The sequence below is a fragment of the Bacteroidales bacterium MB20-C3-3 genome (assembly GCA_035609245.1).
Taxonomy (GTDB): Bacteria; Bacteroidota; Bacteroidia; order Bacteroidales; family UBA932; genus Bact-08.
In genome coordinates this window covers 1,092,326-1,108,790 of sequence record CP141202.1, presented here as the reverse complement: position 1 = coordinate 1,108,790, position 16,465 = coordinate 1,092,326, and the positions used below count along the sequence as shown (strand labels likewise).

Annotated in this window: 15 protein-coding genes; 9 read left to right on the top strand and 6 right to left on the bottom strand. The window is 41.4% G+C overall.

Annotation, left to right across the window (positions count from 1 at the left end):
* Positions 1-24 precede the first annotated feature (24 nt).
* Positions 25-1,257: a DUF1343 domain-containing protein gene (locus U5907_05020; protein WRQ34007.1), complete on the top strand. Its 1,233-nt coding sequence runs from the start codon at positions 25-27 to the stop codon at positions 1,255-1,257.
* Between the two features lie 94 nt (positions 1,258-1,351).
* On the opposite strand, the gene U5907_05015 is transcribed toward U5907_05020, so the two are convergent.
* The 5 genes from U5907_05015 to U5907_04995 are packed head-to-tail and all read right to left on the bottom strand — an operon-like array spanning position 1,352 to position 6,953.
* Positions 1,352-2,512 (bottom strand): PatB family C-S lyase, encoded by a 1,161-nt coding sequence (locus U5907_05015; GenBank protein ID WRQ34006.1) that lies wholly within the window; start codon positions 2,510-2,512, stop codon positions 1,352-1,354.
* Between the two features lie 6 nt (positions 2,513-2,518).
* Complete coding sequence (locus tag U5907_05010) at positions 2,519-2,833, bottom strand: YbjQ family protein (protein ID WRQ34005.1); 315 nt, start codon at positions 2,831-2,833, stop codon at positions 2,519-2,521.
* A 20-nt stretch (positions 2,834-2,853) separates the two neighbouring features.
* Positions 2,854-4,098: a peptidase T gene (gene pepT, locus U5907_05005; protein ID WRQ34004.1), complete on the bottom strand. Its 1,245-nt coding sequence runs from the start codon at positions 4,096-4,098 to the stop codon at positions 2,854-2,856.
* A gap of 39 nt (positions 4,099-4,137) precedes the next feature.
* Positions 4,138-4,941 (bottom strand): zinc transporter ZupT, encoded by an 804-nt coding sequence (gene zupT / locus U5907_05000; GenBank protein WRQ34003.1) that lies wholly within the window; start codon positions 4,939-4,941, stop codon positions 4,138-4,140.
* A gap of 14 nt (positions 4,942-4,955) precedes the next feature.
* The gene (locus tag U5907_04995; GenBank protein ID WRQ34002.1) at positions 4,956-6,953 is read right to left on the bottom strand and encodes an oligopeptide transporter, OPT family; all 1,998 of its coding nucleotides are present in this window, start codon (positions 6,951-6,953) and stop codon (positions 4,956-4,958) included.
* Positions 6,954-7,177: 224 nt separating this feature from the next.
* Between U5907_04995 and U5907_04990 the strand changes: the two genes are divergently transcribed.
* From U5907_04990 to argH, 8 genes are read left to right on the top strand one after another with little or no spacing between them, the layout of a single operon-like run.
* On the top strand, positions 7,178-7,759 hold the full coding sequence (locus U5907_04990; protein WRQ34001.1) for a GNAT family N-acetyltransferase: 582 nt from the start codon (positions 7,178-7,180) through the stop codon (positions 7,757-7,759).
* Positions 7,760-7,772: 13 nt separating this feature from the next.
* On the top strand, positions 7,773-8,963 hold the full coding sequence (argG, locus tag U5907_04985) for an argininosuccinate synthase (GenBank protein WRQ34000.1): 1,191 nt from the start codon (positions 7,773-7,775) through the stop codon (positions 8,961-8,963).
* The gene (gene argC / locus U5907_04980; protein ID WRQ33999.1) at positions 8,956-9,930 is read left to right on the top strand and encodes an N-acetyl-gamma-glutamyl-phosphate reductase; all 975 of its coding nucleotides are present in this window, start codon (positions 8,956-8,958) and stop codon (positions 9,928-9,930) included. The genes argG and argC overlap by 8 nt, the downstream gene beginning before the upstream one ends.
* A gap of 4 nt (positions 9,931-9,934) precedes the next feature.
* A complete protein-coding gene (locus tag U5907_04975) occupies positions 9,935-11,068 on the top strand; it encodes an aminotransferase class III-fold pyridoxal phosphate-dependent enzyme (protein ID WRQ33998.1) in 1,134 nt (377 codons plus the stop codon).
* On the top strand, positions 11,065-12,018 hold the full coding sequence (locus U5907_04970; GenBank protein WRQ33997.1) for an acetylornithine carbamoyltransferase: 954 nt from the start codon (positions 11,065-11,067) through the stop codon (positions 12,016-12,018). The genes U5907_04975 and U5907_04970 overlap by 4 nt, the downstream gene beginning before the upstream one ends.
* Positions 12,019-12,029: 11 nt before the next feature.
* Positions 12,030-12,806 (top strand): acetylglutamate kinase, encoded by a 777-nt coding sequence (gene argB, locus U5907_04965; protein WRQ33996.1) that lies wholly within the window; start codon positions 12,030-12,032, stop codon positions 12,804-12,806.
* On the top strand, positions 12,806-13,882 hold the full coding sequence (locus tag U5907_04960; protein ID WRQ33995.1) for a M20/M25/M40 family metallo-hydrolase: 1,077 nt from the start codon (positions 12,806-12,808) through the stop codon (positions 13,880-13,882). The genes argB and U5907_04960 overlap by 1 nt, the downstream gene beginning before the upstream one ends.
* Positions 13,879-15,177, top strand: a complete 1,299-nt coding sequence (gene argH, locus U5907_04955; protein WRQ33994.1) for an argininosuccinate lyase — start codon at positions 13,879-13,881, stop codon at positions 15,175-15,177. The genes U5907_04960 and argH overlap by 4 nt, the downstream gene beginning before the upstream one ends.
* Positions 15,178-15,182: 5 nt before the next feature.
* On the opposite strand, the gene U5907_04950 is transcribed toward argH, so the two are convergent.
* Positions 15,183-16,436 carry a putative sulfate exporter family transporter gene (locus tag U5907_04950; protein WRQ33993.1) on the bottom strand — a complete coding sequence of 418 codons (1,254 nt, stop codon included), beginning with the start codon at positions 16,434-16,436 and terminating at the stop codon, positions 15,183-15,185.
* Between the last annotated feature and the right edge of the window lie 29 nt (positions 16,437-16,465).

Below are 16,465 nucleotides of genomic sequence, written 5' to 3'. Positions count from 1 at the left end.
TATTAATTCAAATTAATTACAATTATGAAATTTCTAAAATTAATTATACCGGTAATTCTCCTTGCACTTCCTCTTACAGGAGTCTCCCGGAATATTAAAACCGGATTAGAGGTTCTCAAAGCCTCAAACTTTAAAATTCTTGAGGGCAAAAGAGTGGGACTTATAACAAATCCTACAGGTTTTGACAACAATCTCAAATCTACCATTGATGTTCTGCATGAGGCAAAGAATGTTAAACTGGTTGCTTTGTTCGGCCCTGAGCATGGTGTGAGGGGAGATGTTCACGCCGGTGACAAAGTAGAGAATATGACAGATGCCAAGACCGGACTTCCTGTTTTTTCACTCTATGGGAAAACCAGGAAAGCAACCCCTGAAATGTTAAAGGATATTGATGTACTTGTATATGATATTCAGGACATCGGAAGTCGTTCATTTACCTACATTAGCACAATGGGTCTTGCAATGGAGGCAGCAGCTGAAAATAATATTGAATTTATTGTACTAGACAGACCAAATCCGCTGGGAGGAGAGAAGATTGAGGGCAACCTTACTGAAGATGGATTTATTTCATTTGTAAGTCAGTTTAAGATCCCTTATATATATGGCCTTACATGCGGAGAGTTGGCAGTGATGCTTAACGAAGAGAATATGCTTGGTAAAAAGTGCAAGCTCTCAGTGGTTGAGATGGAGGGGTGGAAGAGATGTATGACATTCGATGAAACAGGGCTTCAGTGGGTTCCTTCATCACCTCATATTCCTCAGCCAATCAGTGCTATTGCCTATCCAATTTCAGGAATTTTGGGTGAGCTTGGCTATATGTCTATTGGAGTTGGCTATACAATTCCATTTCAGATGTTTGCTGCCGAGTGGGTTGAGGCAGAAAAGCTAACAGAGAGGCTCAATAGTTATGAGTTGCCGGGATTGATTTTCCGACCATTGCACTTGAAACCTTTTTATGCAGTAGGGGTAGGTAAAAATCTCCAGGGCGTACAGGTTCATGTTATGAATTATAAAAATGCTGCTCTATCAGATGTGCAGTTCTGGGTAATGCAGGCTGTTGCAGAGCTGTGGCCTGAAAAAGCTGTTTTTGCAAATGCAAGCGAGGGCAGATACAGAATGTTTGACCAGGTTTCCGGCAGTGATCAGATAAGGCTTCGCTTTTCAAAGAGACATAAATTTGAAGACATTAAAGAATACTGGTACAAGGATGTAGAGTCATTCAGAAAACTATCGCAAAAATACTACCTCTACAAATAACATAAGGTAATTATAAAAAAGCCGCATCCATACAGGAATGCGGCTTTTTTTCTATCTTTATGCCATATACACTATGATTATGAATAGACAAGAATCAGAAACAGATTTTTAATCTGGACAAACCATCCTCAACTCTGGCTTTATTTGTTCCAATATTCATTCGGAAGAAACCCTCTCCCTCAGATCCAAATGCAAGTCCGTCGTTCAGCCCGAGTTTTGAAATATTCAGGAGGCGGTTTCTCACCTCTTCGTGAGTATATCCGGTTTTGCGGAAATCGAGCCATAGGAGAAACGAACTTTGCGGTTTAAGGAAAGTTACTCCCGGAACCTCTCTTTTAAGAAAGTCGAAAGCAAAATCAATGTTCTTCTCCAGATATTTTGTTAGCTCTGCAAGCCACTCTCCTCCATCTTTGTATGCAGCAGCCATTGAAATATGGCCAAAAAGGTTCCCAAGATCAAGGTGAAATCTTTTTAGCTCTCTGTTATAACTCGCCATCAAACTATCGGAGGAGGAGACAATAACTGAATTAAGCATTCCGGCCACATTGAATGTTTTACTGGGAGCCATAGCAGTGATTGTATTATCCGCAATCTCTGGGGACATTGTTGCCATAACTGTATGCTTGTTCCCGTAAAGAGAGAGATCAGCATGAATCTCGTCTGAAAAAATGATTGTGCCGTATTTGCAGCAAAGATCCCCCATCCTTTTAAGCTCTTCCGGGCTCCATACCCTGCCTAGCGGATTATGGGAATTGCAAAGAATAAAAAACTTGACTCCATCAGCAAGCTTGTTCTCAAAATCTGCCCAGTCAATTTCCCAGCCACTCTCTGTGTTTATTAAAGGACTTTTGACAAGTGTGCGATTATTTTCAATAACAATTGCATGAAATGGCGGATATACAGGAGTCTGAATAAGAATTTTGTCCCCCTTTTCAGTTAGTGCGTTTATCGCGAGTGGCAAGGCTGCGACTATTCCGGGTGCAGATGAAATCCACTCTCTTTTAACACTCCAGCTGTATCTGCTCTCTACCCATTCAATGAATGAATCCACAGAATCGGCAGAGCGAAATCCATATCCGTATACTCCATGTTCAGCAGCATCTCTTACCGCTTTTAAAACGGCAGGCGCCGTTTTGAAATCCATATCGGCAACCCACATAGGAAGTATATCATCTCTGCCAAAGACTTCAGTCAAAGAGTCATATTTGACGGAGTAGCTTCCCCGCCTATCTATCTGTTCGTCAAAATTATACATAGTTTTCTATCTGTATTTTACAGCTGTTCCGGCAGCTGTAACCATTAGCATTGAACCTCCTACTGTCTCGTAGTCAAGGTCGATAGCAATTATCGCATTGGCTCCCATAGCAGTAGCCTGTGCAGTAATCTCTTTCAGACACTCCTCCTTGGCCTCCTTTAATACCTGTTCATATGAGCCTGATCTTCCGCCAACTATATCCCTGATACCGGCAAGGAGATCGCGAATAATATTAGCCCCTATTATTGTCTCTCCGGAAACAAGTCCGTAGTAATGTTCAATTACTTTACCCTCTATTGTGGATGTTGTTGTTAATAACATGATTTGTTGAATTATATTAATTACTTTTTAATTTCTTTTGAGTATAGTGAGACAAGGTTAATAATTACCTCTGTTGCTTTCTCCATACTCTCTGCAGGGATATACTCAAACTTACCGTGAAAGTTATGCCCGCCTGCAAATATATTTGGACAAGGGAGACCCATAAACGAGAGTCTGGCTCCGTCAGTCCCACCTCTTATTGGTTTAATTTTAGGTTTGATACCAGCCATCTCCATTGCTTCAACTGCTTTCTCTATAATATGATAGTGAGGTTCAACCTGTTTTCTCATGTTATAGTACTGATCTTTCAGTTCAAGAGAAAAAGTGCCATCACCATATTTCTTGTTTAGAAAATCAACACACTGACTAATCAAAACCTTTTTTGACTCAAATTTATCAAAGTCATGATCTCTGATTATGTATTGGATATTAGCTTTTTCAACAGTTCCGTCAAATCTGATAATATGAAAAAAACCTTCGTATTCTGTAGTGTATTCAGGCCTTTGATCTACAGGAAGCATTGCATTAAGTTCAGTGCCGAGGATTATTGCATTAATCATCTTATCCTTTGCATAACCGGGATGGATATTTCTTCCCTGAATAAAAATCTTTGCAGAGGCGGCATTGAAGTTCTCGTATTCTAATTCTCCAATCTCGCCTCCATCTAGAGTATACGCAAACTCCGCTCCAAATTTTTCCACATCAAATTTGTCAACACCCCTTCCTATCTCTTCATCAGGAGTAAAGCCGATTTTTATTGTCCCATGGCTAAATTCCGGATGGGTCATGATATATTCTGCAGCAGTCATAATCTCGGCTACACCAGCCTTATCGTCAGCTGCCAGGAGCGTGGTGCCGTCTGTTGTAATTAAAGTCTGACCCTTATATTTAAGCAGTTCGGGAAAATCATCAACCTTCATTACAAAGCCTAACTCTTTATTAATAATAATGTCAGAGCCATCGTAGCTTTTAATGATTTGAGGTTTTATATTTGCCCCAGAAGCATCAGGAGCACTATCCACATGGGCAATAAATCCAATTGCAGGGACATCCTCACCCTCCGGAAGATTTGATGGGATTGTAGCCATTACATAGCCCCATTCATCAAGTTCAGCATTATTTATACCCATCTCCCTTAACTCCTTTACCAACAGCCTGGACAAATCAAGTTGCTTTGAAGTGCTGGGTTGGCTTTCTGACTCGGGATCGGATGCTGTGTCAATTGAAATATATCTCAGAAATTTCTCTAAAACTTTCTCTTTCATAATAAAGTATGTTGTTATCAAAATTAATTTACGGTGCCGTTACATTATAAGCAGGCTTAGACCCATAACAGCCATACCGGCAATTACACCAATAATAGCAGGATGGTGTTCTCCGTATTTCTCTGCAGTAGGCAGAAGTTCGTCAAGTGAAATGTACACCATGATACCTGCAACTCCTGCTAAAATTACCCCCATAAATGATTCGTGGAAAAAATATGAGAGCATAAAATAGCCAAAAACAGCACCAAGTGGCTCAGCCAATCCTGAAAGAAGAGAGTTCCAAAAAGCCTTTTTCCTGCTTTTTGTTGCGTAGTATATTGGAATAGCAACTGCAATTCCTTCAGGGATATTGTGAATACCAATTGCAACTGCTATTGTTGCACCAAGAGCAGGATCATTCATTGCACTGACAAAAGTGGCAATTCCCTCAGGGAAATTGTGAATGGCAATAGCAAAAGCAGACATAAACCCAAGCCTCATCAACCCTTTGTCTCTGTTTTCTCCGTTAACTTTTGTGATAGATAAATCCCCCGGTTCGTGAGGGTTTTCATAAGAGGGCACAAGGTAGTCAATGATTGCAATCAGGGCTATACCCCCAAAGAATGCAATAAGTGCATAAAAGTTACCGGGCTTTTCACCATAAAGAGTTCCCAGTTGTTTCTGTGCATCAGGGAAGAGTTCAACAAGAGATATGAATATCATTACTCCTGCTGAAAATCCAAGCGAAGCAGCAAGAAATCTGGGTGAAAACTTCTTGTACAGAAGTACAATACCGCTTCCAATGGCTGTTGAGAGACCTGCAAATAGCGTAAGCGCAAAAGCGGTTATGTAGTTTCCTTCCATATCAGATTATATAATTAGTCCTCTCTTTTGGCTCTGAGACTGTCCCAGGCCAGATAGAATATTATAAGAAGATACATTCCAAGTGCAAGAAGCTCTCCTCCGTTTGATTCCATCCACTCTGTGTTAAGCAGGTTTATTCCTCCAAAACGAAGCACTGCACTTACAACTCCCATAAGGGCACCACCGGCAATAAAACCTGATGCTAGCAGAGTCCCTCTATCTTTACGGGCAGTATTCAGCGCATCATCTTTGCTTCTTGTTGAGACGAACCAGGCAATAGCTCCACCGGCAAGAAGGGGAAGATTGAGTTCAAGAGGGATAAACATCCCAAGAGAGAATGCAAGTGCAGGAATTCCAAAGAATGTGAGGGCAATTGAAATAATTGCTCCAATCCCGTAAAGAACCCATGGCGCTCCACCTCCGGACATCAAAGGCTCTATTACTGCCGCCATTGCGTTGGCCTGTGGGGCAACAAGTGCATGTTCTCCAACAAACCCATATGTTTTGTTAAGAATCATCATAACACCACCTACTGTTGCAGCCGCTACCAGAGTTCCCAGAAATTTCCACTGCTGCTGTTTTGCAGGAGTGGTTCCCAGCCAGTAACCAATTTTAAGGTCAGTTATAAAAGCTCCCGATACAGAAAGAGCAGTACATACGACACCTCCAATAATAAGAGCTGCTGTCATTCCCGCTGTCCCTGTAAGACCGCTTGCCACCATAACAACTGAGGCCAGTATTAAAGTCATAAGGGTCATTCCGCTAACCGGGTTAGTACCTACGATAGCAATTGCATTTGCAGCAACCGTAGTAAAGAGAAATGCAATGATTGCAACAACCAGCAAAGCTATAACAGCATGGAAGAGGTTATCCACAACTCCAAAGTAGAAGAATATGAATGTTGCTGCAAGTGCAAGCATAATTCCTATTGCAATAATCTTCATCGGCAGATCGCGTTGTGTTCGCAGTGTTGATTTTTCTCCCTTTGCACCTCCGGAAAGCTCTTTTGCAGCAAGACCAAAAGCCGATTTTATAATGCCGGAGGATTTAATAATTCCAATTACACCTGCAGTTGCTATACCCCCAATACCAATATGTCTGGCGTATGTTCTGAAGATCTCTTCAGGAGACATATTTCCAACAATGGTTGTCAGGCCTGCATTCATCAGGTCTATTACCTGATCACCAAAGGCAAGGTTCATAAGTGGTATGATAACAAACCATACCAGCATTGATCCCAGGCTTATTATAAATGAATATTTAAGACCTATTATATACCCAAGCCCCAGGACTGCAGCACCAACATTTATCTTGAAGACAACCTTGGCTTTCTCTGCAATAGCCTCCCCAAAAGGAAGAACCCTTGAAGTGAACACCTCTGACCATAGCCCAAAAGTAGAGACCACAAAGTCATAAACCCCTCCGATAAGTCCGCTTATCAGCAGAAGCTTTGCTCCTTTGCCACCGGTCTCTCCACTGACAAGTACCTGAGTTGTAGCTGTTGCTTCCGGAAAAGGAAATTTTCCATGCATCTCTTTTACAAAATATTTTCTGAAAGGGATTAGAAATAATATTCCCAGAACTCCTCCAAGCAGGGAGCTCATAAAAACTTTTGCAAAATCAACTGTAAGTTCAGGATATTTTGCCTGAAGTATGTATAAAGCAGGAAGGGTAAATATGGCACCCGCTACAATTGCTCCAGAGCTTGCCCCGATGGATTGTATAATAACATTCTCACCAAGAGCATTCTTGCGCTTAAGTGCGCCTGAGATACCCACAGCAATAATTGCAATAGGAATAGCAGCTTCAAAAACCTGCCCGACTTTCAGACCCAGATAGGCAGCAGCAGCAGAAAAAATTATTGTCATAAGTATACCCATCGAGACAGACCACGGAGTCACCTCCGGATATGATTTTTCCGGGGACATAAGTGGTTTATACTCTTCGCCTTCTTTAAGCTCTCTGTATGCGTTTTCAGGTAGCCCTTTTGGTTTGGTTTCCTTTATTTCCATAATAAGTTTCAGTTAATCTTTCAAAGATATGAAAAATATAAATTATTCTTTTACCTTTGCGACCCATATGAATTCAACAGGCAGTCATATCAATTTAAGCAAGAAACACAGACACGTCCGACGATGTGCCCAAGTGGCCTTAAAACAATCTGCTTAAGATTGCCGGAAGGTTTCTTACCTTCATATTAACCCCAGTATCCACATTTTTTACATTTTACACCAGAATGAGTGTCAGCATTGTAGTGGCCGATTCGAGCCATACTGTGTATGCAGAAAAAATCTGCGAACTAATGTATGTATCTGCGCAAGAGCGTGGTACAGGTATTGCCAGAAGATCTCCTGAATATATAGCCAAAAAGATGAGTGATGGAAAGGCTATAATAGCCATTGAGAATGGTGAGGCTGTAGGCTTTTCATATATAGAGACATGGAGTCATAGCAGATTTGTGGCAAACTCCGGCCTTATTGTAGCCCACTCCCATAGAAATACAGGACTGGCAAGGAAAATCAAGACAAGAATTTTTAAGCTATCAAGGAGGCTTTATCCGGGTGCAAAAATTTTCAGTATAACAACCGGACTGGCTGTTATGAAGATTAACTATGAACTGGGATTTCGCCCTGTTACATTTTCTGAACTTACAGAGGATCCGGATTTTTGGAAGGGCTGTGAAGGTTGCAGAAACTATGACATCCTCCAGAGAAACAATCATAAAATGTGCCTCTGTACAGGATTGCTTTTTGATCCGGAATATAAATCGGCAAAGAGAACTCCGTTAGGAAAAATTATTTCACTTTTCTCACTATAAAATGTCATCCAAGATGAAAGAAAAAGTTGTATTGGCGTTCAGCGGAGGGCTGGACACATCGTTCTGTGTTCCTTACCTTATTAAAGAGAGGGGTCTTGAGGTTCATACTGTAATGGTTAATACCGGTGGATTTACAAAAGAGGAGGAGCAGAAAATTGAGGAGAGAGCAATTTCACTGGGAGCAACATCACACAAAACCATTGATGCTGTTGAGGAATACTACACAAAGGGTATAAAGTATTTGATATTTGGTAATATCCTTAAAAACGGAACATACCCTCTCTCTGTAAGTTCTGAAAGAATTTTTCAGGCACTTGCAGTTCTTGAAGAGGTAAAGAGAGTTGATGCCAAATATGTAGCTCACGGAAGCACCGGAGCCGGAAACGACCAGGTGCGCTTTGATCTTGTATTTGAGGTTATGGCTCCCGGTGTTGAGATTATAGCGCCTATCAGGGAACTTTCACTAACAAGAGCACAGGAGATAGAGTATCTTGCAAAGCACGGCTGTGAACTCTCATGGGAGAAGGCTAAATACTCAATTAATCAGGGCCTGTGGGGAACAAGTATAGGAGGTGTAGAGACCCTTACTGCAGAAGGTTTTCTGCCAGAAAACGCATACCCGTCTCAGCTTAAAAAGCGCGAATCTGTTATAGTTAAAATTGGTTTCCGGAAGGGAGAGCCTGTTTCACTTGACGGAAAATCACTTTCGCCTGTTGAGGTTATAAGGGAGCTGGCGTTAATTGCCGGATCCTATGCAGTGGGAAGAGATGTTCATGTGGGCGATACAATAATCGGCATAAAAGGGAGAGTGGCATTTGAAGCGGCTGCTCCAATGATAATAATAAAGGCGCATCATCTTCTGGAGAAGCATACTCTGACTAAGGGTCAGCTATACTGGAAAGATCAGCTTGCAGGATGGTATGGTCAGCTGATGCATGAAGCACAATACCTTGATCCATTAGCAAGAAACATAGAGAATTTTCTGGAAGATACACAAACCTCTGTAACCGGAGAGGTCTCTGTAGAGCTTCGTCCGTATCATTTCTCAGTTCTTGGCTGCAGTTCAGAATATGATCTGATGAACTCGGCTTTTGGACAGTATGGAGAGATGAATAAATCTTTTACCGGCCAGGATGTCATAGGATTTACCAAGGTTCTTGCGAACCCTCTAAAAATCTACTATTCAGTACATAAAAATGATTAAGGTGGCAATTGCCGGGGCGACCGGATATACAGGGGGTGAGCTTATAAGGATATTGTTGAATCATCCGGATATTGAGCTTAAGTGGTTGATAAGCACAACTTCTGCAGGTGAAAAAGTCTCAAGTGTTCACCGAGACCTTCTGGGGGAGTGTAACCTTACTTTTACAGATAGCCTGGGAGATCCCGATGTTCTTTTTATGGCACTGGGTCACGGCCTTTCAAGACAATTTCTCTCTGCTGAAAAAATCTCCGGGGAGTGCAAGGTTATTGACCTTGGAAATGATTTCAGACTTGATGGAAAATGGGGAGAAGATCATTTTGTATATGGATTATCAGAACTGCTATTCGAAGAGATCTCCAGAGCAAGATTTGTTGCAAACCCCGGCTGTTTTGCAACTTCAATAAATCTTGCCCTTGCACCACTTGCTCAAGCCGGACTACTCAAAAACGAGTCTCATGTTCATGCAATCACCGGATCAACCGGAGCTGGAAAAGCACTCTCCGGCACATCTCATTTCAGCTACAGAGAGAATAACATATCAATTTACAAGCCATTTACTCATCAGCACCTTGCTGAAATTGGAATGACGCTTGACAGATTTGCAGGCAGGAAGGTTCCGGCTGTAAACATGGTCCCTCTCAGGGGTGATTTTACCAGAGGAATTCTTGCAAGTATTTACACAGAGGTTGAAGAGAGCTACGATATCAACGCTATAAAAGAGTTGTTCAAAGAGAGATACTCAGCCTCTCCTTTTGTAATTATCTCAGATGAGGATATCTGTCTTAAGGAGGTAATTAATACAAACAAAGCAATGCTTCATATAGAGAGGCATGGAAAGTATATACATATTACATCAATTATAGACAATCTTCTAAAAGGAGCCTCTGGACAAGCAGTTCAGAATATGAATATTATGCTGGGTCTTCCTGTGGATAGAGCTCTGAAATTAAAGGGAATAGGATTTTAAAAAGATGAAGAATTTTGAAGTTTACAAATTGTGGCCTGTTGAGCTAACCAGGGGAACCGGAGCAAGATTATGGGATAAAGAGGGTAAGGAGTATCTAGATATGTATGGTGGGCACGCTGTGATATCAATAGGGCATTCGCACCCCAAATATGTCTCGGCTATATCAGACCAGGTTGCTAAACTTGGTTTCTACTCAAACTCAGTTACTAATTCTCTGCAGAGTGAATATGCAGCCAGACTGGGAGAGGTCTCAGGGTGCAATGATTATTCTCTTTTCTTATGTAATTCCGGTGCCGAGGCAAATGAGAATGCAATGAAACTTGCCTCTTTTCAAACAGGAAAGAGCAGGATTCTGGCATTCAAAGGGGCATTTCACGGAAGAACCTCAGGAGCTGTGGCTACTACAGATAACAAGGCAATTAGGGCCCCTTTTAACAGAACAAACAAGGTGACATTTATCCCGATTAACGATATCTCTCTTGCAGAGAGAGAACTTACAAAGGGGGAGTATGCTGCTGTAATTATCGAAGGGATACAGGGAGTTGCCGGTATAATAATGCCGGATGACAGGTTCCTGACTGACTTAAGAAGGCTGTGTGATAAACATAAGGTTATGCTTATTCTGGACGAGGTTCAGAGTGGCTGTGGAAGAACAGGAAGGTATTTTGCACATCAGTATTCGGGTATAAAGCCGGATATGATAACAGCTGCAAAGGGAATAGGAAACGGTTTCCCTGTTGGAGCAGTTCTTATTTCTCACAAAATTGGAGCCGTGGCAGGTATGCTTGGAACCACTTTTGGGGGGAATCATTTAGCATGCGCAGCAGCTCTGGCTGTTCTTAGCGTTATAGAAGAGGAGGATCTTATGGATAATGCCGTTAAAATTGGCGAATATATTTCAAAAGAGTTAAGCAGTTGTAATTCGGTATCTGAAATAAGGGGAAGAGGCCTTATGATAGGGATAGAGCTAAAGGAGGGTTATGAAAAAATTAAAGAGAGACTGCTATTCCAAAAATGTGTCTTTACTGGATCTGCAGGGAGTAATGTGATCAGAATTCTTCCTCCACTAAATATCACAATCAATGATGCAGATGAATTTATTACAGCATTTAAAGAACTTGAAAAGGAGATACAATGAGAAATTTTACAAAAGCAGGTGATATAGGCACATTGGAACATGCCTTAAATCTGGCATGGGATGTAAAAATAAACCCATTTGCAGATAAGGAGCTGGGAAGAGACAAAACACTTCTTATGATTTTCTTTAACTCAAGTCTGAGGACTAGGCTTAGTACGCAAAAAGCTGCCATGAATCTTGGAATGAATGTTATAGTTTTGGATATTAATCAAGGTGCATGGAAGCTTGAAACAGAACTTGGGGTTATAATGGATGGTGACAAACCTGAACATATTCTTGAAGCTATTCCTGTAATGGGAAGCTATTGTGATGTTATTGGAGTGAGGTCTTTTGCGAATCTTCAGAATAGAGAATCTGATTATTGTGAGGAGATAATTAATCAGTTCATAAGATTATCCGGTAAGCCGGTGTTTAGTATGGAGTCTGCAACAAGACACCCTCTTCAGAGTTATGCGGATGTTATCACCATTGAGGAGTACAAAAGGGTTCAAAGACCTAAAGTGGTTCTTGCATGGGCTCCTCACCCAAGACCCCTTCCTCAGGCTGTTGCCAACTCGTTTGCAGAGTGGATTAATAGTACGGAGTACGAATTTGTTATTACCCATCCTCAGGGTTATGAACTGGCTCAGGAGTTTACAGGAAATGCTAAAATTGAGTACGACTGGCGCAAGGCATATGAGGGAGCCCATTTTGTGTATGCTAAAAATTGGTCTGCATACAGCGGAAAAAATTACGGGAAAGTTTTACATATGGACAGATCCTGGACAGTTGACAGTGAAAAGATGGCAATAACAGATGATGCATTTTTTATGCACTGTTTGCCTGTAAGAAGGAATATGATAGTTACCGATGAGGTTATAGACTCCTCCTCGTCCATTGTTGTTCACCAAGCCTCAAACAGAGTTGTCTCTGCTCAGGCTGTGTTAAGAGAGATCCTAAGAAATATTTAAAAATCGAAGAGATGAAAGTCCTTAATGTCGTAAAAATTGGAGGGAATGTTGTAGATAATCCGGAGGCTCTGGAGAGGTTTCTTATTATGTTCAACAAAATGGAGGGACCAAAGATTCTTATTCACGGAGGAGGCATACTCGCAAGCGAAATGTCTGCAACTCTCGGGATAAAAACAGTTATGAAAGATGGCCGCCGTGTAACAGATGCAGAGACACTGAAGATCTGTACAATGGTTTATGCCGGATGGGTAAATAAAAGTATTGTGGCCGCTCTTCAGAAAATTGGCTGCGATTCTCTTGGGCTGTCCGGGACTGATGCAGGTTGTGTCCCAGCTAAAAGACGCTCTCCTGAGCCGTTTGATTTTGGTTTTGTGGGCGATGTTAATCCGGCGGAGGTAAATTCCGGATTCATAAGTAGCTTGATAGGAAGAGGTATAACACCTGTTTTCTGTCCTGTAACTTATGAGAAATCCGGGAACCTGCTTAATACCAATGCAGATACAATGGCCTCATCAATAGCAATTGCTATGTCCCATCATTACTACACCAGATTGGTTTATTGTTTTGAAAAAAAGGGTGTGTTGTATGATCAGGCTAATGAAGAGAGTGTAATTCCGCTGATTAATACGGAGGGTTACAACAGGCTAAAAAAAGAGGGTGTAGTGACTGCCGGTATGATTCCAAAGTTGGATAATGCCTATTATGCTTTAGAAAAGGGGGTCTCTGAGGTTTATATAAAGGAGTGGACTGCCATTGCTCATAAGGCTGGAACAATGTTAAAACTCTGATGAAAGATACTCTTTTAAGTCAAATGACTGCTAAAGCAGTAGGATTGCTGAGGGAGATGGTCTCAATTCCATCTTACTCCGGAGAGGAGGATGCTCTATCGGATTTGATAGAGAAAAAGCTTGGAGCGGAGGGTGTTGATGTGAACAGAGTGGGCAATAACCTGTGGGCACTTGCTTATCCTTATAATTCTGAGGCTCCTCTGCTAATGCTGAACTCTCATATTGATACTGTAAGACCGTCTCAATCATACACATTTGATCCGTTCAATTCATCTTCAGATAATAGTGTAATCCGGGGTCTTGGCAGTAATGATGCGGGTGCCTCTGTTGTGAGCATGATAGAGACATTCTTATATTTCAGAAAAAATGTTTTGCCATTCAATTTATTACTTGCAATCAGTGCAGAGGAGGAAAATTCCGGTCCTAACGGGATGAAGATGCTTTATCCCCTGTTACCTAAGGCTGACTGTGCCGTAATTGGTGAGCCGACAAAAATGGAGACAGCCATAGCAGAGAGAGGTTTGATTGTTATTGATGCTACTTCAAGGGGTGTGAGTGGACATGCTGCAAGAGATGAGGGTGTCAATGCAATTATGATTGCTCATGAAGATATTTCTAAATTAGCTTCATACAAATTTGACAAAGTATCACCTCTGATGGGAGAGGTGAAGATTAGTGTAACAAGGATAGAGGCCGGAAGAGAGCACAATGTAGTTCCTGACAGATGCACTTTTACTTTGGATATAAGACCCAATGATCAGTATTCTAATGAGGAGATATTTTATATCCTTGAAGATTTGCTTAAAAGTGACCTCAAACCAAGGTCGCTTGGGAACAGGTGTTCAAAAACACCGGATGGTCATCAACTTATTGAGTGTGCCCGGAGATGCGGATTTCCAATATATGTATCACCTACAACTTCTGACTGGATAAGAGTGCCACTCCCCGCAATAAAGATGGGGCCTGGTGATTCCGGTCGCTCTCACAGGGCCGATGAGTATGTCACAGTTGAGGAGTTGCGGGAGGGGATCAAGGGTTATGTGACTTTCATAAACAATTTAAATCTTAAGAGATGAGTTTACTTTGGAGCAAAGGGAGTAATCCTGACTCAAAAGTCAGTGAGTTTACTGTTGGTAAAGACAGAGAACTGGATTTGCAGATGGCAGGATTTGATATTGAGGGATCCATAGCCCATGTCAATATGATTGCATCAATTGGCTTGCTGCCGGATGACGAGGCTGCTCTTCTTGTTGAGGAGCTTGAAAAAATGGCAGATGATGTTAAGAGAGGCTTTTTTATTCTTGAGGATGGAGTGGAGGATATTCATTCTCAGGTTGAGATAAACCTGACAAAACGGGTAGGAGAGATAGGAAAAAAAATTCACTCAGGCAGATCCAGAAATGATCAGGTACTTGTAGATATTAAGCTATTTCTTAAGAGTGAGATAAAAAGAGTCCTCAAACAGACAGATCTATTATTTGATACACTAATCTCACTTAGTGAAGAGCATAAGGATATTCTGATTCCTGGCTACACACACAGCCAGATTGCCATGCCATCATCAGCAGGATTATGGTTAGGCGGTTATGCCGAGACTCTCTCAGATGATCTCTGGCTCCTTCTGTCGGCCTGGAATATAGCAGACCAGAACCCACTGGGATCCGCTGCCGGATATGGAAGCTCCTTTCCACTGGACAGGGAGATGACCACTACTCTTCTTGGATTTGGAACTATGCATTATAACTCAGCAGCTGCTCAGATGAGCAGGGGGAAAACAGAGAAGAGTCTGGCTTTTGCGATATCTTCAATTGCTTCCACTTTGAATAAACTGGCCTCTGACTCAATACTTTTTATGAATGGTAATTATGGCTTTATCTCATTCCCGGATGATGTTACAACGGGGTCAAGCATAATGCCACATAAGAAAAATCCTGATGTATGGGAACTTATAAGAGGGCATTCCAACAGGCTGCAGAGCCTGCCCAATGAAATAACTATGATGACCACAAACCTTACTCACGGTTATCACAGGGATTTTCAGCTCCTGAAAGAGGTTTTGTTTCCCTCAATTAAAGTTGTTGTTGACATTATTGAGATGACAAATTTTATGCTCAAGAAAATGATAATAAAAAGGGATATTCTGGATGATAAAAAGTATGACTACCTCTTTACTGTTGAAGAGGTCAACAGGAGGGTAATATCGGGGACCCCTTTCAGAGATGCCTACAGGGAGGTGGGTGAAGAGGTTAATCAAGGCCGATTCAAGGCAGAAAAGAGAGTTGCCCATACTCACGAAGGGAGTATAGGCAACCTGTGTAACGAACAAATAATAGTTAAATTTAAAACAATAGTGTCAATGTTTGGTAAGTAAATATTTTAGAATCCAAAGGAGAATTCATATTTGCCAAACAACAGGAATGCAATTGCTAAAGTCAGGATAATATTAAATGTTTGAGCAATAAGGAATGCGGCTGTGTATCGGTTGTTCTCCTTCCCAAACACTTTTCTGAAATCGGTTTCAAGCCCGATGGCAACAAATGCAACGGAGAAGAGGGTCTCTCTAAGAGCTTTGGCTGCACCGCTCAATCCCTTCGCTGTAGCCGGCTCTAATAGAAAGCTGAAAACAACAGATGCCAGCATAAACCCGATTACAAATTTTGGAAACCTGTCCCATATTACTGATGCAGATGGTCTTAACTCCTTATTAGTTCCTTTCATTGACCAATAAATTGAAATAGCAAATGCGGCAACCCCCAAAAGTGCATTTTGAGAGGCTTTTATTATAACACTTTGTGATTCAGCAATATCTCCCAGGAATTTTCCGGAAGCAACAACAGCGCCTGTTGTGTCAATAGTACCCCCCAGCCATGCTCCTGCAACCTCTTGTGTTAATCCCATAAGCTTTGCAAGAAAAGGCATTAAGTACATCATCGGGACAGCTACAACCAGAACCAGAGAGACAACAAAAGAGAGTTTCTTTGAATCACCCTTCATTGCACCGCTTGCAGCAATTGCGGCTGATACCCCGCATATTGAAACAGCTGTTGAGAGGAGTACACCCATCTCTTTGTCAATACCCAGTTTCTTTGAAAGCCAGAAAGAGAAGTTCCATACCAGAAGTATAACTATTATAGCCTGAACCATTCCTAAAGAACCGGCTTTCATTATCTCACCAAATATTATAGTTGTTCCCAGAACAACAAGACCGGCCTTTATGAAAAATTCACTTCTTGCCGCCGGCTCCAGCCATTTAGGCAACCCAAAAACATTTCTTATTAGTAATCCAATTGCAACAGAAAAAAAGACAGCTTCAAAACCAATCTGTTTTATTGGTGCAAGAGTACTAATATATTGAGCAAGAAAAGATAATCCGTAAATAAAGATGAATGAGAGCGGGAACCATCTCATTTTAACATCAAGGAGCTTAAGCCCAATATAGCTCAGACCAAAGATTATCACAAATTTTGTTACTTCAAAAGGGACTTTGGCAAACCAGTCAGGGTATCCCTCAGGGAACTGATACTTCACCTTGCCCAGGGATGGTACAAAAATTACAAGAATAACAAGAATTGCACCCATAAATGTAGCAATCCAATCCTCATTCTTGAATTGCAAGAAGAATTTTTTCATATAAGTAAGTTTAGTGTTAGTTGACTTCG